Source organism: Longimycelium tulufanense (genome assembly GCF_014645795.1).
Lineage (GTDB): Bacteria > Actinomycetota > Actinomycetes > Mycobacteriales > Pseudonocardiaceae > Longimycelium > Longimycelium tulufanense.
The window spans coordinates 291,275-306,370 of record NZ_BMMK01000002.1 but is presented as its reverse complement, the minus strand read 5'-3'; the positions used below and the strand labels follow the sequence as shown (position 1 = coordinate 306,370).

General features: G+C 71.9%; 13 protein-coding genes. 9 read left to right on the top strand and 4 right to left on the bottom strand.

The features are described 5' to 3' along the window. Positions 1 to 34: 34 nt before the first annotated feature. From dxr to IEY55_RS03655, 4 genes are all read left to right on the top strand, one after another. Positions 35 to 1,321 (top strand): 1-deoxy-D-xylulose-5-phosphate reductoisomerase, encoded by a 1,287-nt coding sequence (dxr, locus tag IEY55_RS03670; RefSeq protein WP_189053844.1) that lies wholly within the window; start codon positions 35 to 37, stop codon positions 1,319 to 1,321. Beyond that, positions 1,318 to 2,517, top strand: coding sequence for a M50 family metallopeptidase (locus IEY55_RS03665; protein ID WP_189053842.1), 1,200 nt, complete (start codon positions 1,318 to 1,320; stop codon positions 2,515 to 2,517). The genes dxr and IEY55_RS03665 overlap by 4 nt, the downstream gene beginning before the upstream one ends. Positions 2,518 to 2,552: 35 nt before the next feature. After that, entirely contained in the window at positions 2,553 to 3,701 is a 1,149-nt protein-coding gene (ispG, locus tag IEY55_RS03660; RefSeq protein WP_189053840.1) for a flavodoxin-dependent (E)-4-hydroxy-3-methylbut-2-enyl-diphosphate synthase, read from the top strand. A 77-nt stretch (positions 3,702 to 3,778) separates the two neighbouring features. Then, complete coding sequence (locus IEY55_RS03655) at positions 3,779 to 4,615, top strand: DUF4081 domain-containing GNAT family N-acetyltransferase (RefSeq protein ID WP_189053838.1); 837 nt, start codon at positions 3,779 to 3,781, stop codon at positions 4,613 to 4,615. Positions 4,616 to 4,715: 100 nt separating this feature from the next. Here IEY55_RS03655 and IEY55_RS03650 read toward each other — a convergent pair whose 3' ends face one another. Then, positions 4,716 to 4,976, bottom strand: a complete 261-nt coding sequence (locus tag IEY55_RS03650; RefSeq protein ID WP_189053836.1) for a hypothetical protein — start codon at positions 4,974 to 4,976, stop codon at positions 4,716 to 4,718. Between the two features lie 231 nt (positions 4,977 to 5,207). Between IEY55_RS03650 and IEY55_RS03645 the strand changes: the two genes are divergently transcribed. Both IEY55_RS03645 and map read left to right on the top strand, forming a co-directional pair. Further along, positions 5,208 to 7,028 carry a penicillin-binding transpeptidase domain-containing protein gene (locus IEY55_RS03645; RefSeq protein ID WP_189053834.1) on the top strand — a complete coding sequence of 607 codons (1,821 nt, stop codon included), beginning with the start codon at positions 5,208 to 5,210 and terminating at the stop codon, positions 7,026 to 7,028. Positions 7,029 to 7,197: 169 nt separating this feature from the next. After that, positions 7,198 to 8,055 carry a type I methionyl aminopeptidase gene (gene map / locus IEY55_RS03640; protein WP_189053832.1) on the top strand — a complete coding sequence of 286 codons (858 nt, stop codon included), beginning with the start codon at positions 7,198 to 7,200 and terminating at the stop codon, positions 8,053 to 8,055. 20 nt (positions 8,056 to 8,075) lie between these two features. Here the strand turns inward: map and IEY55_RS03635 are convergent, their stop codons facing one another. Further along, complete coding sequence (locus IEY55_RS03635) at positions 8,076 to 8,789, bottom strand: hypothetical protein (protein ID WP_189053830.1); 714 nt, start codon at positions 8,787 to 8,789, stop codon at positions 8,076 to 8,078. Positions 8,790 to 8,840: 51 nt separating this feature from the next. On the opposite strand from IEY55_RS03635, the gene IEY55_RS03630 reads away from it, so the two are divergent. Continuing rightward, positions 8,841 to 10,385, top strand: a complete 1,545-nt coding sequence (locus tag IEY55_RS03630; protein ID WP_189053828.1) for a cobyric acid synthase — start codon at positions 8,841 to 8,843, stop codon at positions 10,383 to 10,385. A gap of 215 nt (positions 10,386 to 10,600) precedes the next feature. On the opposite strand, the gene IEY55_RS03625 is transcribed toward IEY55_RS03630, so the two are convergent. Continuing rightward, complete coding sequence (locus IEY55_RS03625) at positions 10,601 to 11,299, bottom strand: FadR/GntR family transcriptional regulator (protein ID WP_189053826.1); 699 nt, start codon at positions 11,297 to 11,299, stop codon at positions 10,601 to 10,603. Positions 11,300 to 11,347: 48 nt separating this feature from the next. Between IEY55_RS03625 and IEY55_RS03620 the strand changes: the two genes are divergently transcribed. Continuing rightward, positions 11,348 to 12,625, top strand: coding sequence for a CynX/NimT family MFS transporter (locus tag IEY55_RS03620; protein WP_229685957.1), 1,278 nt, complete (start codon positions 11,348 to 11,350; stop codon positions 12,623 to 12,625). A gap of 63 nt (positions 12,626 to 12,688) precedes the next feature. Continuing rightward, entirely contained in the window at positions 12,689 to 13,270 is a 582-nt protein-coding gene (locus IEY55_RS03615) for a hypothetical protein (RefSeq protein WP_189053822.1), read from the top strand. 134 nt (positions 13,271 to 13,404) lie between these two features. On the opposite strand, the gene IEY55_RS03610 is transcribed toward IEY55_RS03615, so the two are convergent. Beyond that, on the bottom strand, positions 13,405 to 14,781 hold the full coding sequence (locus tag IEY55_RS03610; RefSeq protein WP_189053820.1) for a mycothione reductase: 1,377 nt from the start codon (positions 14,779 to 14,781) through the stop codon (positions 13,405 to 13,407). Between the last annotated feature and the right edge of the window lie 315 nt (positions 14,782 to 15,096).

Here is a 15,096-nt window from a genome sequence, read left to right as displayed (position 1 = left end):
CCCGCCTTACGCCGGTTCGGGGACAATGAGGGCGATGGCTTCCGCGAGTAGTCCGGGCACACCGCTCGAACCCCCCCAGACGTCCCCCTCCGGCCGGCGCGATGTGCTGGTCCTGGGCTCGACCGGCTCGATCGGCACGCAGGCGTTGGACGTGGTGCGTCGCAGCCCCGACCGGTTCCGGGTGGTGGGCCTGGCGGCGGGCGGCGCCGACCCGGCGACGCTGGCCGCCCAGGCGCTCGAGTTCGGTGCCGCCGCGGTGGCCGTGGCCCGGGCCAGCGCGGTCGAGGACCTGCAGCTGGCCATGTACGCCGAGGCCCAACGGCGCGGCTACGCCCGGGGCGCGTTCGCGCTGCCCCGCATCCTGGCCGGGCCGGAGTCGCTGACCGAGCTGGTGGCGACCACCCCGGCCGACGTCGTGCTCAACGGGGTGGTGGGCTCCCGTGGCCTGCCGATCACCCTCGCGGCGCTGCGCACCGGCGCCACCCTGGCACTGGCCAACAAGGAGTCGCTGGTCGCGGGTGGCCCGCTGGTGCTCGAGCGGGCCAAGCCAGGGCAGATCGTGCCGGTGGACTCCGAGCACTCCGCGCTGGCGCAGTGCCTGCGCGGCGGCCGCGCCGCCGAGGTCGACCGCCTCGTCCTGACCGCCTCCGGTGGCCCGTTCCGGGGTCGCCGCCGCGAGGAACTGGCCGAGGTCACCGTCGAGCAGGCGCTCAACCACCCCACCTGGGCCATGGGGCAGGTGATCACCATCAGCTCGGCCACCCTGGTCAACAAGGGCCTGGAGCTGATCGAGGCGCACCTGCTGTTCGGGGTGCCCTACGAGCGCATCGACGTGGTGGTGCACCCGCAGTCGATCGTGCACTCCATGGTCACCTTCACCGACGGCTCCACGATCGCCCAGGCCAGCCCGCCGGACATGCGCCTGCCGATCGCGCTGGCGCTGGGCTGGCCGCAGCGGGTGCCCGAGGCGGCGCCGGCCTGCAGCTTCGCCGTGCCCACGGCCTGGACCTTCGAGCCGGTCGACGACGAGGCGTTCCCCGCCATCACCCTGGCCCGGCACGCCGGCACCGTCGGCGGGTGCCTGCCGGCGATCTACAACGCGGCCAACGAGGAGGCCGTCGAGGCGTTCGTGGCCGGCCGCATCCAATTCCCTGACATCGTCGACACGCTCGCCCGGGTACTGTCGGCCGCCGACGGCTGGCACGACGACCCGGCCGAGGTAGTCGACGTGCTCGCCGCCGAGGACTGGGCCAGGGCACGGGCTAGGGAACTGGTGACGGCGGCCGGGACGGCCGCGGGCGTGGGGAGGAACACGCAGTGACGTTCGTGCTCGGTGTCATCCTCTTCGCGCTCGCGATCGGCATCTCGATCGCGCTGCACGAGTTCGGCCACCTGCTGACCGCCAAGGCGTTCGGCATGAAGGCCACCCGCTACTTCATCGGCTTCGGTCCCCGCCTGTGGTCCTTCCGCAAGGGAGAGACCGAGTACGGCATCAAGGCGATCCCGGCCGGCGGTTTCGTGCAGATCGTCGGGATGACCGCGCTGGAGGAGGTCGCGCCCGCCGACGAGCGCCGCGCCTTCTACAACAAGCCGGTCTGGCAGCGGGTCGTGGTGCTGTCGGCCGGCTCGATCATGCACTTCATCATCGGCGTCGCCGTACTGTTCGTGATGGCGCTCACACTCGGGCTGCCCAACGTCGACGGTGCCCCGCTGGTCGGCCGGGTCACCCAGTGCGTGCCGGTCGACCCGAACCAGCAGGAGTGCCGGCCGGGCGACCCGGCCCCGGCCAAGCAGGCCGGGCTGGCGCCCGACGACGAGATCCTGGCCGTGGACGGGCAGCGCACCGCCACCTTCACCGACGTCGCCCGCATCACCCGCGGCAAGTCCGGGCCCACGGAGTTCACCATCCGCCGGGACGGCGCCGAACAGAAGCTGATCATCGACGTCGCGCAGGTCCAGCGTCCGCCGCTGGGCTCCCGGGACGCCCAGAAGCTGGAGACCGTGGGCGCCGTCGGCATCACCCCGGCCGGCATGCTGCCGCCGTCCGGGCCGATCGAGGCGGTGCCGGCCACGTTCAGCTTCACCGGGACCCTGTTCGCCAACACCTGGGAGGGCGTCAAGAAGCTGCCGGAGAAGGTGCCCGCCGTCTGGCGGGCGATCCTCGGCGAGGACGACCCCAACCGGCCGGTGAGCGTCGTCGGCGCGACCGTCATCGGTGGCGACGCGGCCGAGCGCGGCCTGTGGGAGGTGTTCCTCCTGCTGGTCGCGCACCTCAACATCTTCGTCGGCGTGTTCAACCTGCTCCCGCTGTTGCCACTGGACGGCGGGCACATCGCCGTGAACCTCTACGAGAAGGTGCGGGACACGGTCCGCCGGCTGCGCGGGCTGCCGCGCGGTGGTCCCGTCGACTACACGAAGCTGCTGCCCGTGACGTACGTCCTGATGCTCCTCGGTGGCGGGTTGATGCTGCTCACCGTCACGGCGGACATCGTCAATCCGATCCGGCTCCCCCAGTAACCTGGATGCTGCAACCCGTCAGCGGAGAGGAACCGATGACCGTCGACCTGGGCATGCCCGCCACCCCGCCGCCGGTGCTGGCCGAACGGCGCAAGACCCGCCAGCTGATGGTGGGTTCGGTCGGGGTCGGCAGCGAGTTCCCCGTCTCGGTGCAGTCGATGACCACCACGGTCACCGCGGATGTGAACGCCACGCTGCAGCAGATCGCCGAGCTGACCGCGGCCGGCTGCGACATCGTGCGGGTGGCCTGCCCGTCGGCCGATGACGCCGAGGCGTTGCCGGCGATCGCGCGCAAGTCGCAGATCCCGGTGATCGCCGACATCCACTTCCAGCCGAAGTACGTGTTCGCCGCCATCGAGGCCGGGTGCGCGGCGGTACGGGTCAACCCGGGCAACATCAAGAAGTTCGACGACAAGGTCAAGGAGATCGCGCAGGCCGCGCGCGAGCACGGCACGCCGATCCGAATCGGGGTCAACGCGGGTTCGCTGGATCCGCGGCTGTTGGCCAAGTACGGCAAGCCGACCCCGGAGGCGTTGGTCGAGTCGGCGTTGTGGGAAGCGTCGTTGTTCGCCGAGCACGACTTCCACGACATCAAGATCTCGGTGAAGCACCACGACCCGGTGGTGATGGTGCGGGCCTACGAGCTGCTGGCCGAGCGGTGCGACTACCCGCTGCATCTGGGGGTGACCGAGGCGGGGCCGGCGTTCCAGGGCACGGTCAAGTCCGCGGTCGCGTTCGGTGCGCTGTTGTCGAAGGGGATCGGGGACACGATCCGGGTGTCGCTCTCGGCGCCGCCGGTGGAGGAGGTCAAGGTCGGGCTGCAGATCCTGCAGTCGCTGAACCTGCGGCCGCGCAAGCTGGAGATCGTGTCCTGCCCGTCGTGCGGGCGGGCGCAGGTGGACGTCTACAAGCTGGCCGATGAGGTCACCGCGGGTCTGTCCGGGATGGAGGTCCCGTTGCGGGTCGCGGTGATGGGGTGTGTGGTCAACGGTCCCGGTGAGGCCCGGGAGGCCGATCTGGGCGTGGCTTCGGGTAACGGCAAGGGCCAGATCTTCGTCAAGGGTGAGGTCATCAAGACCGTGCCCGAGCACAAGATCGTGGAGACCCTGATCGAGGAGGCCCTGCGGCTGGCCGAGACCATGGGCGAGACGGGCGAGGGACAACCCGTCGTGACCGTCGGCTGAGCTCGCCATCCGGTCGGACGCCTCCGGTCGGGGGTCACCCTGCGCACATTTCCGGTGACGTCTGGCACGCTTGAATCGTGCTCAAACTCGCCGGCGCCCGGCTGCTCGACGACCGCGACGCGCGCCACGTCGGCGCGGCCATGGCCACCGATCCGGTTGGGTGTTGCATGGTTGCGTCCCGAGTGGAGGTTGCCGGGGTCGACCCGTGGCGGCTGGGCGGCGAGCTGTGGGGCTACGGCAGCCGGCTGGACGGGCTGTGCTTCGCCGGGGCGAACCTGGTTCCGTTGCGCGGCGGGCGCTCGGCGCTGCGGGCCTTCGCCGACCGCGCCGCGCGCCGCGTCCGGTGCTGCTCCTCGCTCGTGGGCCCCGCCGAGCAGGTGATCGGCCTGTGGGAGGAGCTGGAACCGGGCTGGGGCCCGGCCCGGGACGTACGGGCCGACCAGCCGCTGCTGGCGATGAAGACCCGACCGCTGGTCCCGCCGGACCCGCTGGTCCGGCCGGTGCGCCCGGACGAGCTGGACCGCTACCTGCCGGCCGCGATCGCGATGTTCGTCGAGGAGGTCGGCGTCGACCCCGGGCTGGGCGACAGCGGCGTGGGCTACCGGGCGCGGGTGGCCGAGCTGCTGGCCGCCGGCCGCGCCTTCGCCCGGTTCGAGGGCGGCCAGGTGGTGTTCAAGGCCGAGATCGGCGCCATGTCCACCCGGGTCGGCCAGATCCAGGGCGTGTGGGTGCATCCGGCACGCCGCGGTCGCGGGCTGGGCACCGCGGGCACGGCCGCGGTGGTCGACCGGCTCGTGCGTGGACTGGGCCGGACCGCCAGCCTCTATGTCAACGCCTACAACGCACCGGCCCGGGCCGCCTATCACCGGGTCGGTTTCCGGCAGGTCGGCCAGTTCGCCACCGTGCTCTTCTGACGGCTCCTCGTGCCGAACCGATCCCGCCACCGGACTTCGCCCGTGTGCGGTAGCCGGATGTCCCTGTGGGCCGGTGAGGTTCGAGACGGCGGCGCGGATCTCACTCCCCGCGCCCGGCGGCGTGCTCGTCGATGCGGACGTGGATACCGGGCAACTCCTGGAGGAGGCCGCCACCCAGGAGAAGGGTGGGCGTGCGGTAGCCGGCAGGTGGTACCTGTCCCGTGAGGACATGTGCGGTGATCCTGGTCGCGTTCTCGACCGGCAGTGCGTGCCGGTTGGGCGCCGTCACGGTGCCACTGGTCCGGCGGCCCGCGTTGTTGACGACCTTGCCCCACAGGTAGGAGTGGCCCTCGCGGCGCATCCGCTCTCCCGGACCGGGAACACTCCGGTCGATGAGGCGGTCGGCGAGCGACTCTGCGTGCCGTCGCGGAATTGCTTACGTCGCAAGAAGTCCCATGGTTGCGAAAGCGTCTGACCGCTTCTGTCGGTCGAAAGTATTGCCCTTCCACGACATCGCGTGGGGGAGTGTATTACTCCGGCGTGTTGGGCGTGGTAATCGACGGTGGGACAGCGGGAGCGGCATACTGCCTGCGTGCGCGGAGGACAGGCTCGGCACCGACTCGGCAGGCTGCTCGTCGTCGGCCTGTTGCTGCCCGCGGCGGGCTGCGGGCTCTTCCGGTCGACCGACGATCCCGGCGACACCGTCCAGATCTTCTTCGAACACGTTGCCAAGGGCGATACCGAAGCCGCGGCCAAGATCACCAATGACGAGGTTGGCGCCCGGGACCTGCTCGACCGGGTCCGCGGGGCGCTCCGGCCGGCCGGCCTGACCTCGCGCGTCGAGCAGGTGCGGTCCGCCGGCCCGGAGGCGGCTTCGGCCGAGGCCACCGTCGTCCTGGACTGGGATCTCGGCGAGGGCCGGCACTGGTCCTACCAGAACACCGTGGAACTGCGCCGGCAGCAGGACCGCGAGTGGCGCGTGCACTGGCTGCCCACGGTCGTGCATCCCAAGCTGGCCGTGCAACAGACCGTGGCGTTCCGGGAACAGCAACCGGAACTGGCGCCGGTCCTCGACCGCGACGGTGCCCCGCTGCTCAGCTCGCAGAAGGTCGTCACGGTCCTGCTCAACCGCAAGGAGGTCGGCGACCTCGACGCCGTCTCCGGCTCGCTCGCCCGGTCGCTGCAGCAGTTCGACGAGCGGATCAGCCAACAGTCCGTCACCGAGGGGGCGCAGCGGACGCCCGAGGGCCAGGCATACGCCGTGGCCGTCCTGCGCGAACCCGACTACCAGCGGGTCAAGCCGGACATCTACGACCTGCCGGGGGTGCGGTTCACCACCGACACCCGCCTGCTCGGCCCGGACCGCAACTTCGGTTCCCGTGTGCTGCCGGCGATCCGGACGACGGTGCGGGACCACATCACCGGGAAGCCCGGCTGGCGCGTGGTGTCGGTCAACGCCGCGGGCGCGGAGGTGGAGACGCTCCACGAGGTGCGGCCACAACCCGCGGAGGCCGTCTCGACCTCGTTGAGCCGCAGTGTCCAGGCCGCGGCCGAGGACGCGGTGGAGACGGTGCCGCAGCAGAGTGTCGTCGTGGCCATCCAACCGTCCACTGGGAACATTCTCGCCGTCGCGCAGAACAGCGCCGCGGACAACGGAAACCTGCTGCCGTGGACCGGACGCTACCCACCCGGCTCCACCTTCAAGATCGTCACCGCCACCGCGGCGCTGCAGGCCAAGACCGCCACGGCGGACACCGTGGTGCCGTGCCCGGGAAGTTGGATCATCCAGGGTTACCGCGTCCCCAACATCAACGGCTTCGCCCTCGGCAACGTCCCGCTACACACGGCGTTCGCGCAGTCCTGCAACACCACCTTCGCCCAGCTGGCCAAGGACCTCCCGGCCGACGCACTGACCAACACCGCCCGCCAGCTCGGCTTGGGCGTGGACTTCGAGATTCCCGGGGTCACCACGGTCACCGGCGCGGTACCGCCGGCCAGCGACGCCAAGATGCGCGCCGTGGACGGCTTCGGCCAGGGCAAGGTGGTGGCCAGTCCGTTCGGTATGGCACTGGTCGTTGCCTCGGTGGCCAACGGCACCATGCCCACGCCCACCCTGATCCGCGGCATGGAAACCAAGGCCGACGCCGCGCCGGAGCCACTGGCACCGGAGGTGGCCGACGCGGTGCGCGCCATGATGCGCCGCGTGGTGACCGAGGGAACGGCCAGCAGGTTCACCGGCGTCGACGGCGTGCACGGCAAGACCGGCACCGCCGAGTTCGGCGACGGCAGCCAGGCGCACGGCTGGTTCGTCGGGTTCCGCGGTGATCTCGCCTTCGCCACGTTCGTCGCGGAGTCCGGGAGCTCGGTTCCCGCCATCGACATCAGCGAGCGGTTCCTGCGGGCACTCGGCTGACCGCATCCCGCCGGTCGTGACCAGGTTCACCCGTGTCGGAGAAGGAATGACGTGCGACGACGAGTGGAGAGCGACCGCGGGCCACGCCGCCCGTGACGTGCGACCGGGGACTGGGCCAGCGCGAACGTGGCTTCCACCGGCTGGCGGAACCTACCCGTAAGGTGGGGACATGCCCGTGAGAGCACCACTCGTGCCGGGCCGGCAGTCCGCCCGCCGGCCGGTCCCGGCCACCATCGCGCACCCCGAGTACGTCGGCAAGCCGGCCCCGGCCAGGAACACCGACCCCTGGGTGCAGCCGCCCGAGGTGATCGAGGCCATGCGGGTGGCCGGAAAGCTCGCCGCGCAGGCGCTCGCGGAGGCCGGCCGGACGGTCCGGCCCGGTGCCACCACCGACGAGATCGACGCGGTGGTGCACGAGTTCCTGTGCGACCACGGTGCCTACCCGTCCACCCTGGGCTACCGGGGCTTCCCCAAGTCGTGCTGCACCTCGCTGAACGAGGTCATCTGCCACGGCATCCCGGACTCGACCCTTATCGAGGACGGCGACATCGTCAACGTCGACGTCACCGCCTACATCGGGGGCGTGCACGGCGACACCAACGCCACCTTCCTGGCCGGCGACGTGGACGAGGAGTCGCGGCTGCTGGTCGAGCGAACCCACGAGGCCACGATGCGGGCGATCCGCGCCGTGCGGCCGGGACGGCAGCTCAACGTGGTGGGCCGGGTGATCGAGTCCTACGCCCGCCGCTTCGGTTACGGCGTTGTCCGGGACTTCACCGGGCACGGGATCGGCCGCTCCTTCCACAGCGGACTGGTGGTGTTGCACTACGACGAGCCCAGCGTCGACACCGTCCTGGAACCGGGCATGACCTTCACGATCGAGCCGATGATCACGCTCGGCACGATCGAGTACGACATCTGGGACGACGGCTGGACCGTCACCACCAAGGATCGCAAGCGCACCGCCCAGTTCGAGCACACCGTGCTGGTCACCGAGGACGGGGTGGAGATCCTCACCCTGCCCTGAGTCCCCGGGGCCGCTCCGCCTCAGGTCGGCGGCGCGAGAAGCGCGCCGACCAGCTCCAGCACCGCGTCGGCCACCGGCTCCGGCTCGGTGGCCGCCGCGAGGTGGTGTGCCCGGACCCGTCGTACCGGCCAGCCCGCCTCGGCGGCGGCCCGTGCCTCGCGACCATAGGCGGCCTCGCTGAGCAGGAGGTACCCCATCCGGCCGGGCCACCGCTCCGCCGGGCGCGGCTCGTCGAGGAAGGCCACCGGCACCCGCGGCTGTTCCGCGGCGATCCGCTCGCGCACCGCCGCGTCGTCGACCAGCTCCGGCAACGGATCCGGCTGGAACCAGGTGTTCCACGGCGGCAGCCGATCGCCCTCGGCCAGCCCGCGCAGCTGCTCGACCAGCTCGGTGGGCGCGCTCTCCGCCCAGGAGCGGCCGGGGGTCGGCAGGCCCGCGTCCAGCAACACCAGGCCGGCGATCTGGCGGTCCACCGCGGCCGCCAGCGTGGGCAGCAACGGACCGGCCCCGCTGTGCCCCACCAGCACCAGGTCGCCCTCGGGTGCCGCGGTCACCACCGCCTCGGCGAAGACCTTGGCCAGCCGGGGGTGCACCGGTGGCTCGGTCACGCCGGCCCGCAGGTCCGTGACGACGGCGGGCCGCGCTCGTCGGAGCAGGGCGGCGGCCAGCGGGCGCATGCTGGTCGGACCGAGGAACGGGCTGTGGACCAGGACGATGGTGGGGACATGCGGCACGACCGGAGATGATGTCAGCCGGGGAGTTGGCGGCGGACGGGAGGATCAGCGGTGGGCGGAGCATTGCTCGTCGCCGGGACGACGTCGGACGCGGGCAAGAGCGTGGTGGTCGCGGGGCTGTGCCGCTGGCTGGCGCGTCGCGGGGTCCGGGTGGCCCCGTTCAAGGCGCAGAACATGTCCAACAACTCGGTCGTCACGATGGACGGCGGCGAGATCGGGCGGGCGCAGGCGGTGCAGGCGGCCGCCGCCGGGCTGGAACCCAGCGTCCGCTTCAACCCCGTGCTGCTCAAACCGGGCGGTGACCGCAGCTCGCAGGTCGTGGTGCTCGGCAGGGCGCTCGGCGACGTGACCGCGCTGTCCTACCGGCAACGCAAGGCGGAGCTGGCGGCGACGGTGCTGTCCACGCTGGCGGACCTGCGCCGCGACCACGACGTGGTGGTGTGCGAGGGTGCCGGCTCGCCCACCGAGATCAACCTCAGGGCGAACGACATCGCGAACATGGGGTTGGCGCGCGCGGCGAACCTGCCCGTGCTCGTGGTCGGGGACATCGACCGGGGCGGGGTGTTCGCCCACCTGTTCGGCACGCTGGCCCTGCTCGACCCGGCGGACCAGGCACTCGTCGCCGGCTTCGTGATCAACAAGTTCCGGGGCGACCCGCTGCTGCTGGAGCCCGGCCTGCGACAGCTGCACGCGCTCACCGGCCGGGAGGTGTACGGCGTGCTGCCTTGGCGCGAGGAGCTGTGGCTGGATGCCGAGGACTCGCTCTCCTACACCGCCGACGGGATCGTGGGACGACCCCAACCGCCGGTGGGGGAGCAGTGGCTGCGGGTGGCGGTGGTCCGCCTGCCCCGGATCTCCAACGCCACCGACGTGGAGGCGTTGGCGACCGAACCCGGCGTGTCGGTCCGGTTCGCCACCGAACCGTCCCGGCTCGCCGATGCCGACCTGGTCGTGCTCCCCGGATCCAAGGCGACGGTGTCGGATCTCGGGTGGTTGCGGGACACCGGGCTGGCCGAGGCCATTCGCGCCCACGCCCGGCGAGGGCGACCGCTGGTCGGCATCTGCGGCGGCTACCAGATGCTGTGCCGGACGGTCGACGACACCGTGGAGTCCGGGGCCGGCGAGGTGCCCGGCCTCGGCCTGCTCGACATCGACGTCTCCTTCGCCGGCACGAAGACACTCGCCCGGCCGAGCGGCACGGCCCTGGAGCACGACGTCACCGGGTACGAGATCCACCACGGCCAGGTCGTTCGACGGGCCGACGCGCTGGCACCGTTGGTCGAGCTGCCCGACGGCGAGCCCGAGGGAGCGATGGCCGGTCCCGTCGTCGGCACCCACTGGCACGGGCTGTTCGAGAACGACCGTTTCCGGCGGGCCTTCCTGGGGTGGGCGGCGGACCGCGCCGGACGGCACGGTTTCGTTGCCGCGCCCGACACCGCGTTCGCCGCCGTCCGCGCCGCCCAGCTCGATCTGCTGGGTGATCTCGTGCAGCGCCACCTCGACACCGACGCGATCGAGAAGCTGCTCGACGGCGGAGCCCCCACCGGTCTTCCCGTGCTGCCGCCGGGCGCGCCGGCCGTCGAACCAGTGAGCTGACCGCCGGCCGCCGTCGATCGCGGTTCGGTTCCGGTGCCGGGCGCACGGCGGTGTGCGGGGTTTCCTCGGCACGCCAGGGTCTCCGTGGCCCGTGTGAAGGCTTCCGGGTCGTGATGTCGGGTGGGAGGCCGCGGCGCTCGTGCCGGTGGGAGTCCGGCCACGAGCGCCGCGGAGCCCGGAACGGCTCGGTGAGCCGCCCCCGGGCGGAGCAGGTGTCAGGCCGAGGAGTCGGTCACCTCGGGCTGGCCGAGGCGGTGCAGCATCTCCTCCAGGAAGCCACCGGCCTCGGCCGCGGCCCGCTCCGGGTCCCGTTCGCGTACGGCGTCGAGCAACTCGGTGTGCGAAACCTGCTCCTGCCGCTCGGGCTGGAGCGAGAAGGTGGTCGCCACACTGGCGCGCACCGCCTCGGTGAAGCCGCGGTAGAGCTCGGTGAGCACCGGATTGTGCGCGCACTCGACGAGCAGCAGGTGGAACGCCGTGTCGGTGGTGACCACCTGCTCGCTGTCCCCGGCCGCCACCGCGGCGTCCCGCTCGGCCAGCGACTTCTCCAGCCGGCGCAGGTCGTCCGCGGTGCGGCGGAGGGCGGCCAGCCGCGCGCCCTCGACCTCCAGCGCGCGCCGCACCTCCAGCACCTCGCGCAGCTCGCTGCCGCACAGGCGGTGGACCGCGCCGGACAGCTCGCTGGTCGCCCGCACGAAGGTGCCATCGCCCTGCCGCACCTCGAACAGTCCGGCATGGGCGAGCGCCCGCACCGCCTCCCGCACGGTGTTGCGCCCCACCCCGAGCGCCGAGACCAGCTCGGGTTCCGGGGGGATCCGCTGCCCCACCAGCCATTCGCCGCTCGCGACCAGCGCCCGCATCTGGTCGATCACCTGCTCGACGAGGCCGGCTCGCCGGGTTGTGGCCAACGGCACCGTCTCATCCTTTCATCCAAACATCCTATGTTTGCCATACTAGCCGTCGTGACCGCCGAACCGCAGCACGACGACCGTTGCTCGATCGAACACCCTGCCACTGCCCCGTCCGGCGCGGGAGCGGTGGCGGTCGAATGCCGTCCCCCGGCGCGGCGCGTCGCCACGGTCGCCGGTGGTCTGCTGCTCGCGAGCGGCGTCGTGCTTGCCGCCGCCAACCTGCGGCCCGCCGTCACCAGCCTCGCCGTCGTGCTGCCGGAGGTGCAGCAGGTGCTCGGGCTGTCCACCGACATGACCAGCGTGCTCACCGCGCTGCCCACCCTGTGCTTCGGCCTGGTCGCGATGATCGCCCCGCTGGCGGCCCGCCGGCTGGGCAGCCGCGGCGCGATCACGCTGGCGCTGGCCCTGTTGACCGCGGGCCTGCTGGTGCGGGTGCTGGCCGGGCCGACGCTGCTGGTGGCCGGCACCTTCGTCGCCTCCTCGGCGATCGCGCTGTGCAACGTGCTCATCCCGGTGGTGGTCAAGGAATCCTTCCCCGGACGCATCGGAGTCGTCACCGGCGCCTACAGCGCCTCCCTGGCTGGCGGTGGCGCGCTCGCCGCTTCGGTGACCGCCCCGATCGACGGCGCGCTGGGCGGCTGGCGGCCCGCCGTCGGCTCGTGGGCCCTGCTCGCCGCGGCCGCACTCGTGGCCTGGTGGCTGGGTACCCGCGGGCACAGCCGGGACGGTGCGGGCCGGCGCGGCCGGCACGAGGCGCCGCGGTCGCTGCTGCGCAGCCCGCTGGCCTGGGTGGTCACCGGCTTCTTCGGGCTGCAGGCCCTGGTGGCCTACACCGTGATGAGCTGGCTGCCGCAGATCCTGCGGGAGACCGCCGGCATCGACGCCGCCACGGCCGGCGTGCTGCTCGCGATCGTGCTGGTGATCGGCGTGCCGATCAGCTTCTTCGCACCGCCGCTGGCGGCCCGCGCCCGCTCCCAGACGGGCATGGTCGTCGCGTTGCTGCTGTGCGGGCTGGTCGGCTTCGGTGGCCTGTTGGTGGCGCCGACGGTCGCCCCGGGCCTGTGGGCCCTGCTGATCGGCGTGGCCATGGGCATCTTCCCGGTGGCGCTGACCCTGCTCAGCCTGCGCACCCGGACCGGCGCGGACACCGCGGCGCTGTCCGCCATGGCGCAGAGCTTCGGCTACCTCATCGCCGCGGCCGGTCCGTTCCTGGTGGGCGTGCTGCGTGGGAACACCGGCTCCTGGACGGCCTCGCTGCTGCTGATCGTCGGGATCTACGCCCTCCAGCTGGTGCTCGGCGTGCTGGCCAGCCGCCCCCGCCACGTCTGACCAGCAAAAATACCGACCTATGGTGGGCTTGCCAGCGCCCGGTGGGTACCTACGATGGGGTAGGTGGAGACACCGCACGGCCCGGGGGAGAGCCCCGCGCCGCCGGCACCAACCGCCGGGCGTCCACTCCTACCGGGGCTCGTCCTCGGCACGAGTGCCGTGTTGTTCGTGGGTGTGCTCCTGCCGTGGCTGCACGCCGAGGTCCGGTTCCAGCTCCCCAACGTCGACATCTTCGACCAGCGGGTCGACCGGTTCCAGGTCTACGAGTCCGCCGCGAACGGTCTGGACATCGCCGAGCCCTGGGGCTGGGTGACCCTACTGTCGGCGCTGGTCGCGGCCGCGATGGCGATCGTCGCGCTGGGCCTGCAGCGGTCCGGTCTGGTGACCTGGGCCGCCCTTCCGGGCGGGGTCGCCATGATCGCGTTGCTGCTCGTCCCGCTGCGCATGCACGAGGCGGGCGAGCACCTCACCTCGGTGACCGACATTCTCGGCCGGCTCCCCGGCCTGGGCGGCAAGCTGCTGGCGGTGGAGCTGAGCCTGGCCTACGGCTGGTACGTGTCGGTCATCTCCGCGGCGGCGCTGCTCGTGGTGGCGTTCGTCGCCGGCCGCAAGCCAGCCCCGGCGCCCTCACCGGAACAGCTCTGATCCTGCGCTGCGCCCTACCGGTCAGCCCCATCGGTCGCGGGCGCGGTTCCGATCCAAGGTGCTTTGCGGACCGCATTTTCGGTCCGTGACCGCGAAGCGGTTGGGGTTGGGGCTGGCTACGGCTGGATCTCCGGTCAGCGCTCGAGGGGAAGGTTCAGCAGCGCGTTCTCGATGAGCTCCGGCATCGCCGGGTGGATCCAGTACTGCCCGCGCGCCATCGAGCGTGCGTCCAGGCCGAAATGCATGGCCTGCACCAAAGGCTGGATCAGGGTCGGCGCCTGCGGGCCGACGATGTGCGCGCCGAGCAACTCTCCACTGTCCGGGTCCGCGAGCAGCTTGGCGAAACCCGTGGTGTCCTCCATCGCCCAGCCGTAGGCGATGCCGGCGTACTCCTGCGTCGCGGTGACGTACCGGACGCCGCGCGCCTCGGCCTGCTGCTCGGTCAACCCCACCGAGGCGACCTGCGGCGAGGAGAACACCGCGTGCGGCACGAACCGGTGGTCGGTGGTCACCGGGGAATCCGGCCACAGCAGGTTGTGCTGCACCACCCGCGCCTCATGGTTGGCGACATGCTTGAGCTGGTACGGCGAACTGAGGTCACCGAGCGCGTAGACGCCATCCACCTCGGTCCGCTGGTAACAGTCGACGACGACCCGGCCGTCCGGATGGGTCGGGATCCCGCTGGCCGCCACGTCGAGCAGGTCCGAGTTCGGCTGCCGGCCCACCGCGACCAACAGCACCTCCGCCTCGACGACCTCCGCGCCCTGCGGCCCCTCCACGTGCAGCCGGACCACGTCGCCGTCCCGCTCGGCCCGCAATGTCTTGCGGTTCAACCGCACGTCCCACCGTTGCTGGGCGAGCCCGGTGAAGCGGGTCGCCACGTCGGCGTCCTCGGCCCGCAGCAACGCACCGGACCGCGCGACAACCGTGACGTCCACCCCGAACGAGCTGAACACGTGCGCGAACTCCGTCGCCACGAACCCGCTGCCGAGGATCACCATGCGCCGCGGCAACGTCTCCAGCCGCATGACGTCCTCGTTGGTGTAGTAGCCGACCTCCGCGATGCCCTCGACATCCGGCTCGATCGGCCGGCTCCCGGCGGCCAGCACGAACCGGTCGGCGGTGATGACCTCGCCGGTGCCGGTGTCCAGCCGCTTCGGGCCGACGAACCGGGCCTGTCCGGTGTAGACGGTCACGTTGGCGCAATCCTCGGCCCGGTACCGCTTCCCGCCCTCGGCGATCGGGTCGATCCGGCCGAAGATCCGGTCACGCACCTCGGGCCAGCGCACCCCGCGCAACTCCGCGTCCACCCCGAGCCGCGCCCCCACGGCCGGGGTCCGTGCCACGTCCGCGGTGTGCACGAACATCTTGGTCGGGATGCATCCCACGTTCAGGCAGGTGCCCCCGAAGACGCCCTTCTCCACGATCGCGACGTCCCAGCCGTCGAAACGGGGATCGAGGATCGAGTTGCCGGAGCCGGTGCCGATGATCACCAGGTCGAAATGCCGCACGTTCCCCATCCTGCCGCTCGATGAACTGTCCGTCGGTTCGTCCGGCCCGCTCAGGCACATTCACGACCGCGCGGGCGCCGCCACGCCCGCCCTGGTAGAAACCCGCTCCTCGGCAGGACTATTCCGTGCGGGACCGGCCGAACACACTGCCTCGTGACAGGACACGGCGTGGGCCACGAGCACCTGGGGCGGGGCAGAGCGGGGCCGGCAAGGCGGAACGTGACCTGGCTCACGGCAGGACCCGGCCGAGTGGCGACGTCGGTGTCGGGACGCGCGGCCCGGACCGGGCCATGACGGACACCGGTCGGGGGGGGG

What these genes read in the sequence shown, in the direction of transcription:
- dxr (WP_189053844.1), top strand. Translation starts at nt 35, where the DNA reads ATGGCTTCCGCGAGTAGTCCGGGCACACCGCTCGAACCCCCCCAGACG.
- ispG (WP_189053840.1), top strand. Translation starts at nt 2,553, where the DNA reads ATGACCGTCGACCTGGGCATGCCCGCCACCCCGCCGCCGGTGCTGGCC.
- IEY55_RS03650 (WP_189053836.1), bottom strand. Translation starts at nt 4,976, where the DNA reads ATGCGCCGCGAGGGCCACTCCTACCTGTGGGGCAAGGTCGTCAACAAC.
- map (WP_189053832.1), top strand. Translation starts at nt 7,198, where the DNA reads ATGCCCGTGAGAGCACCACTCGTGCCGGGCCGGCAGTCCGCCCGCCGG.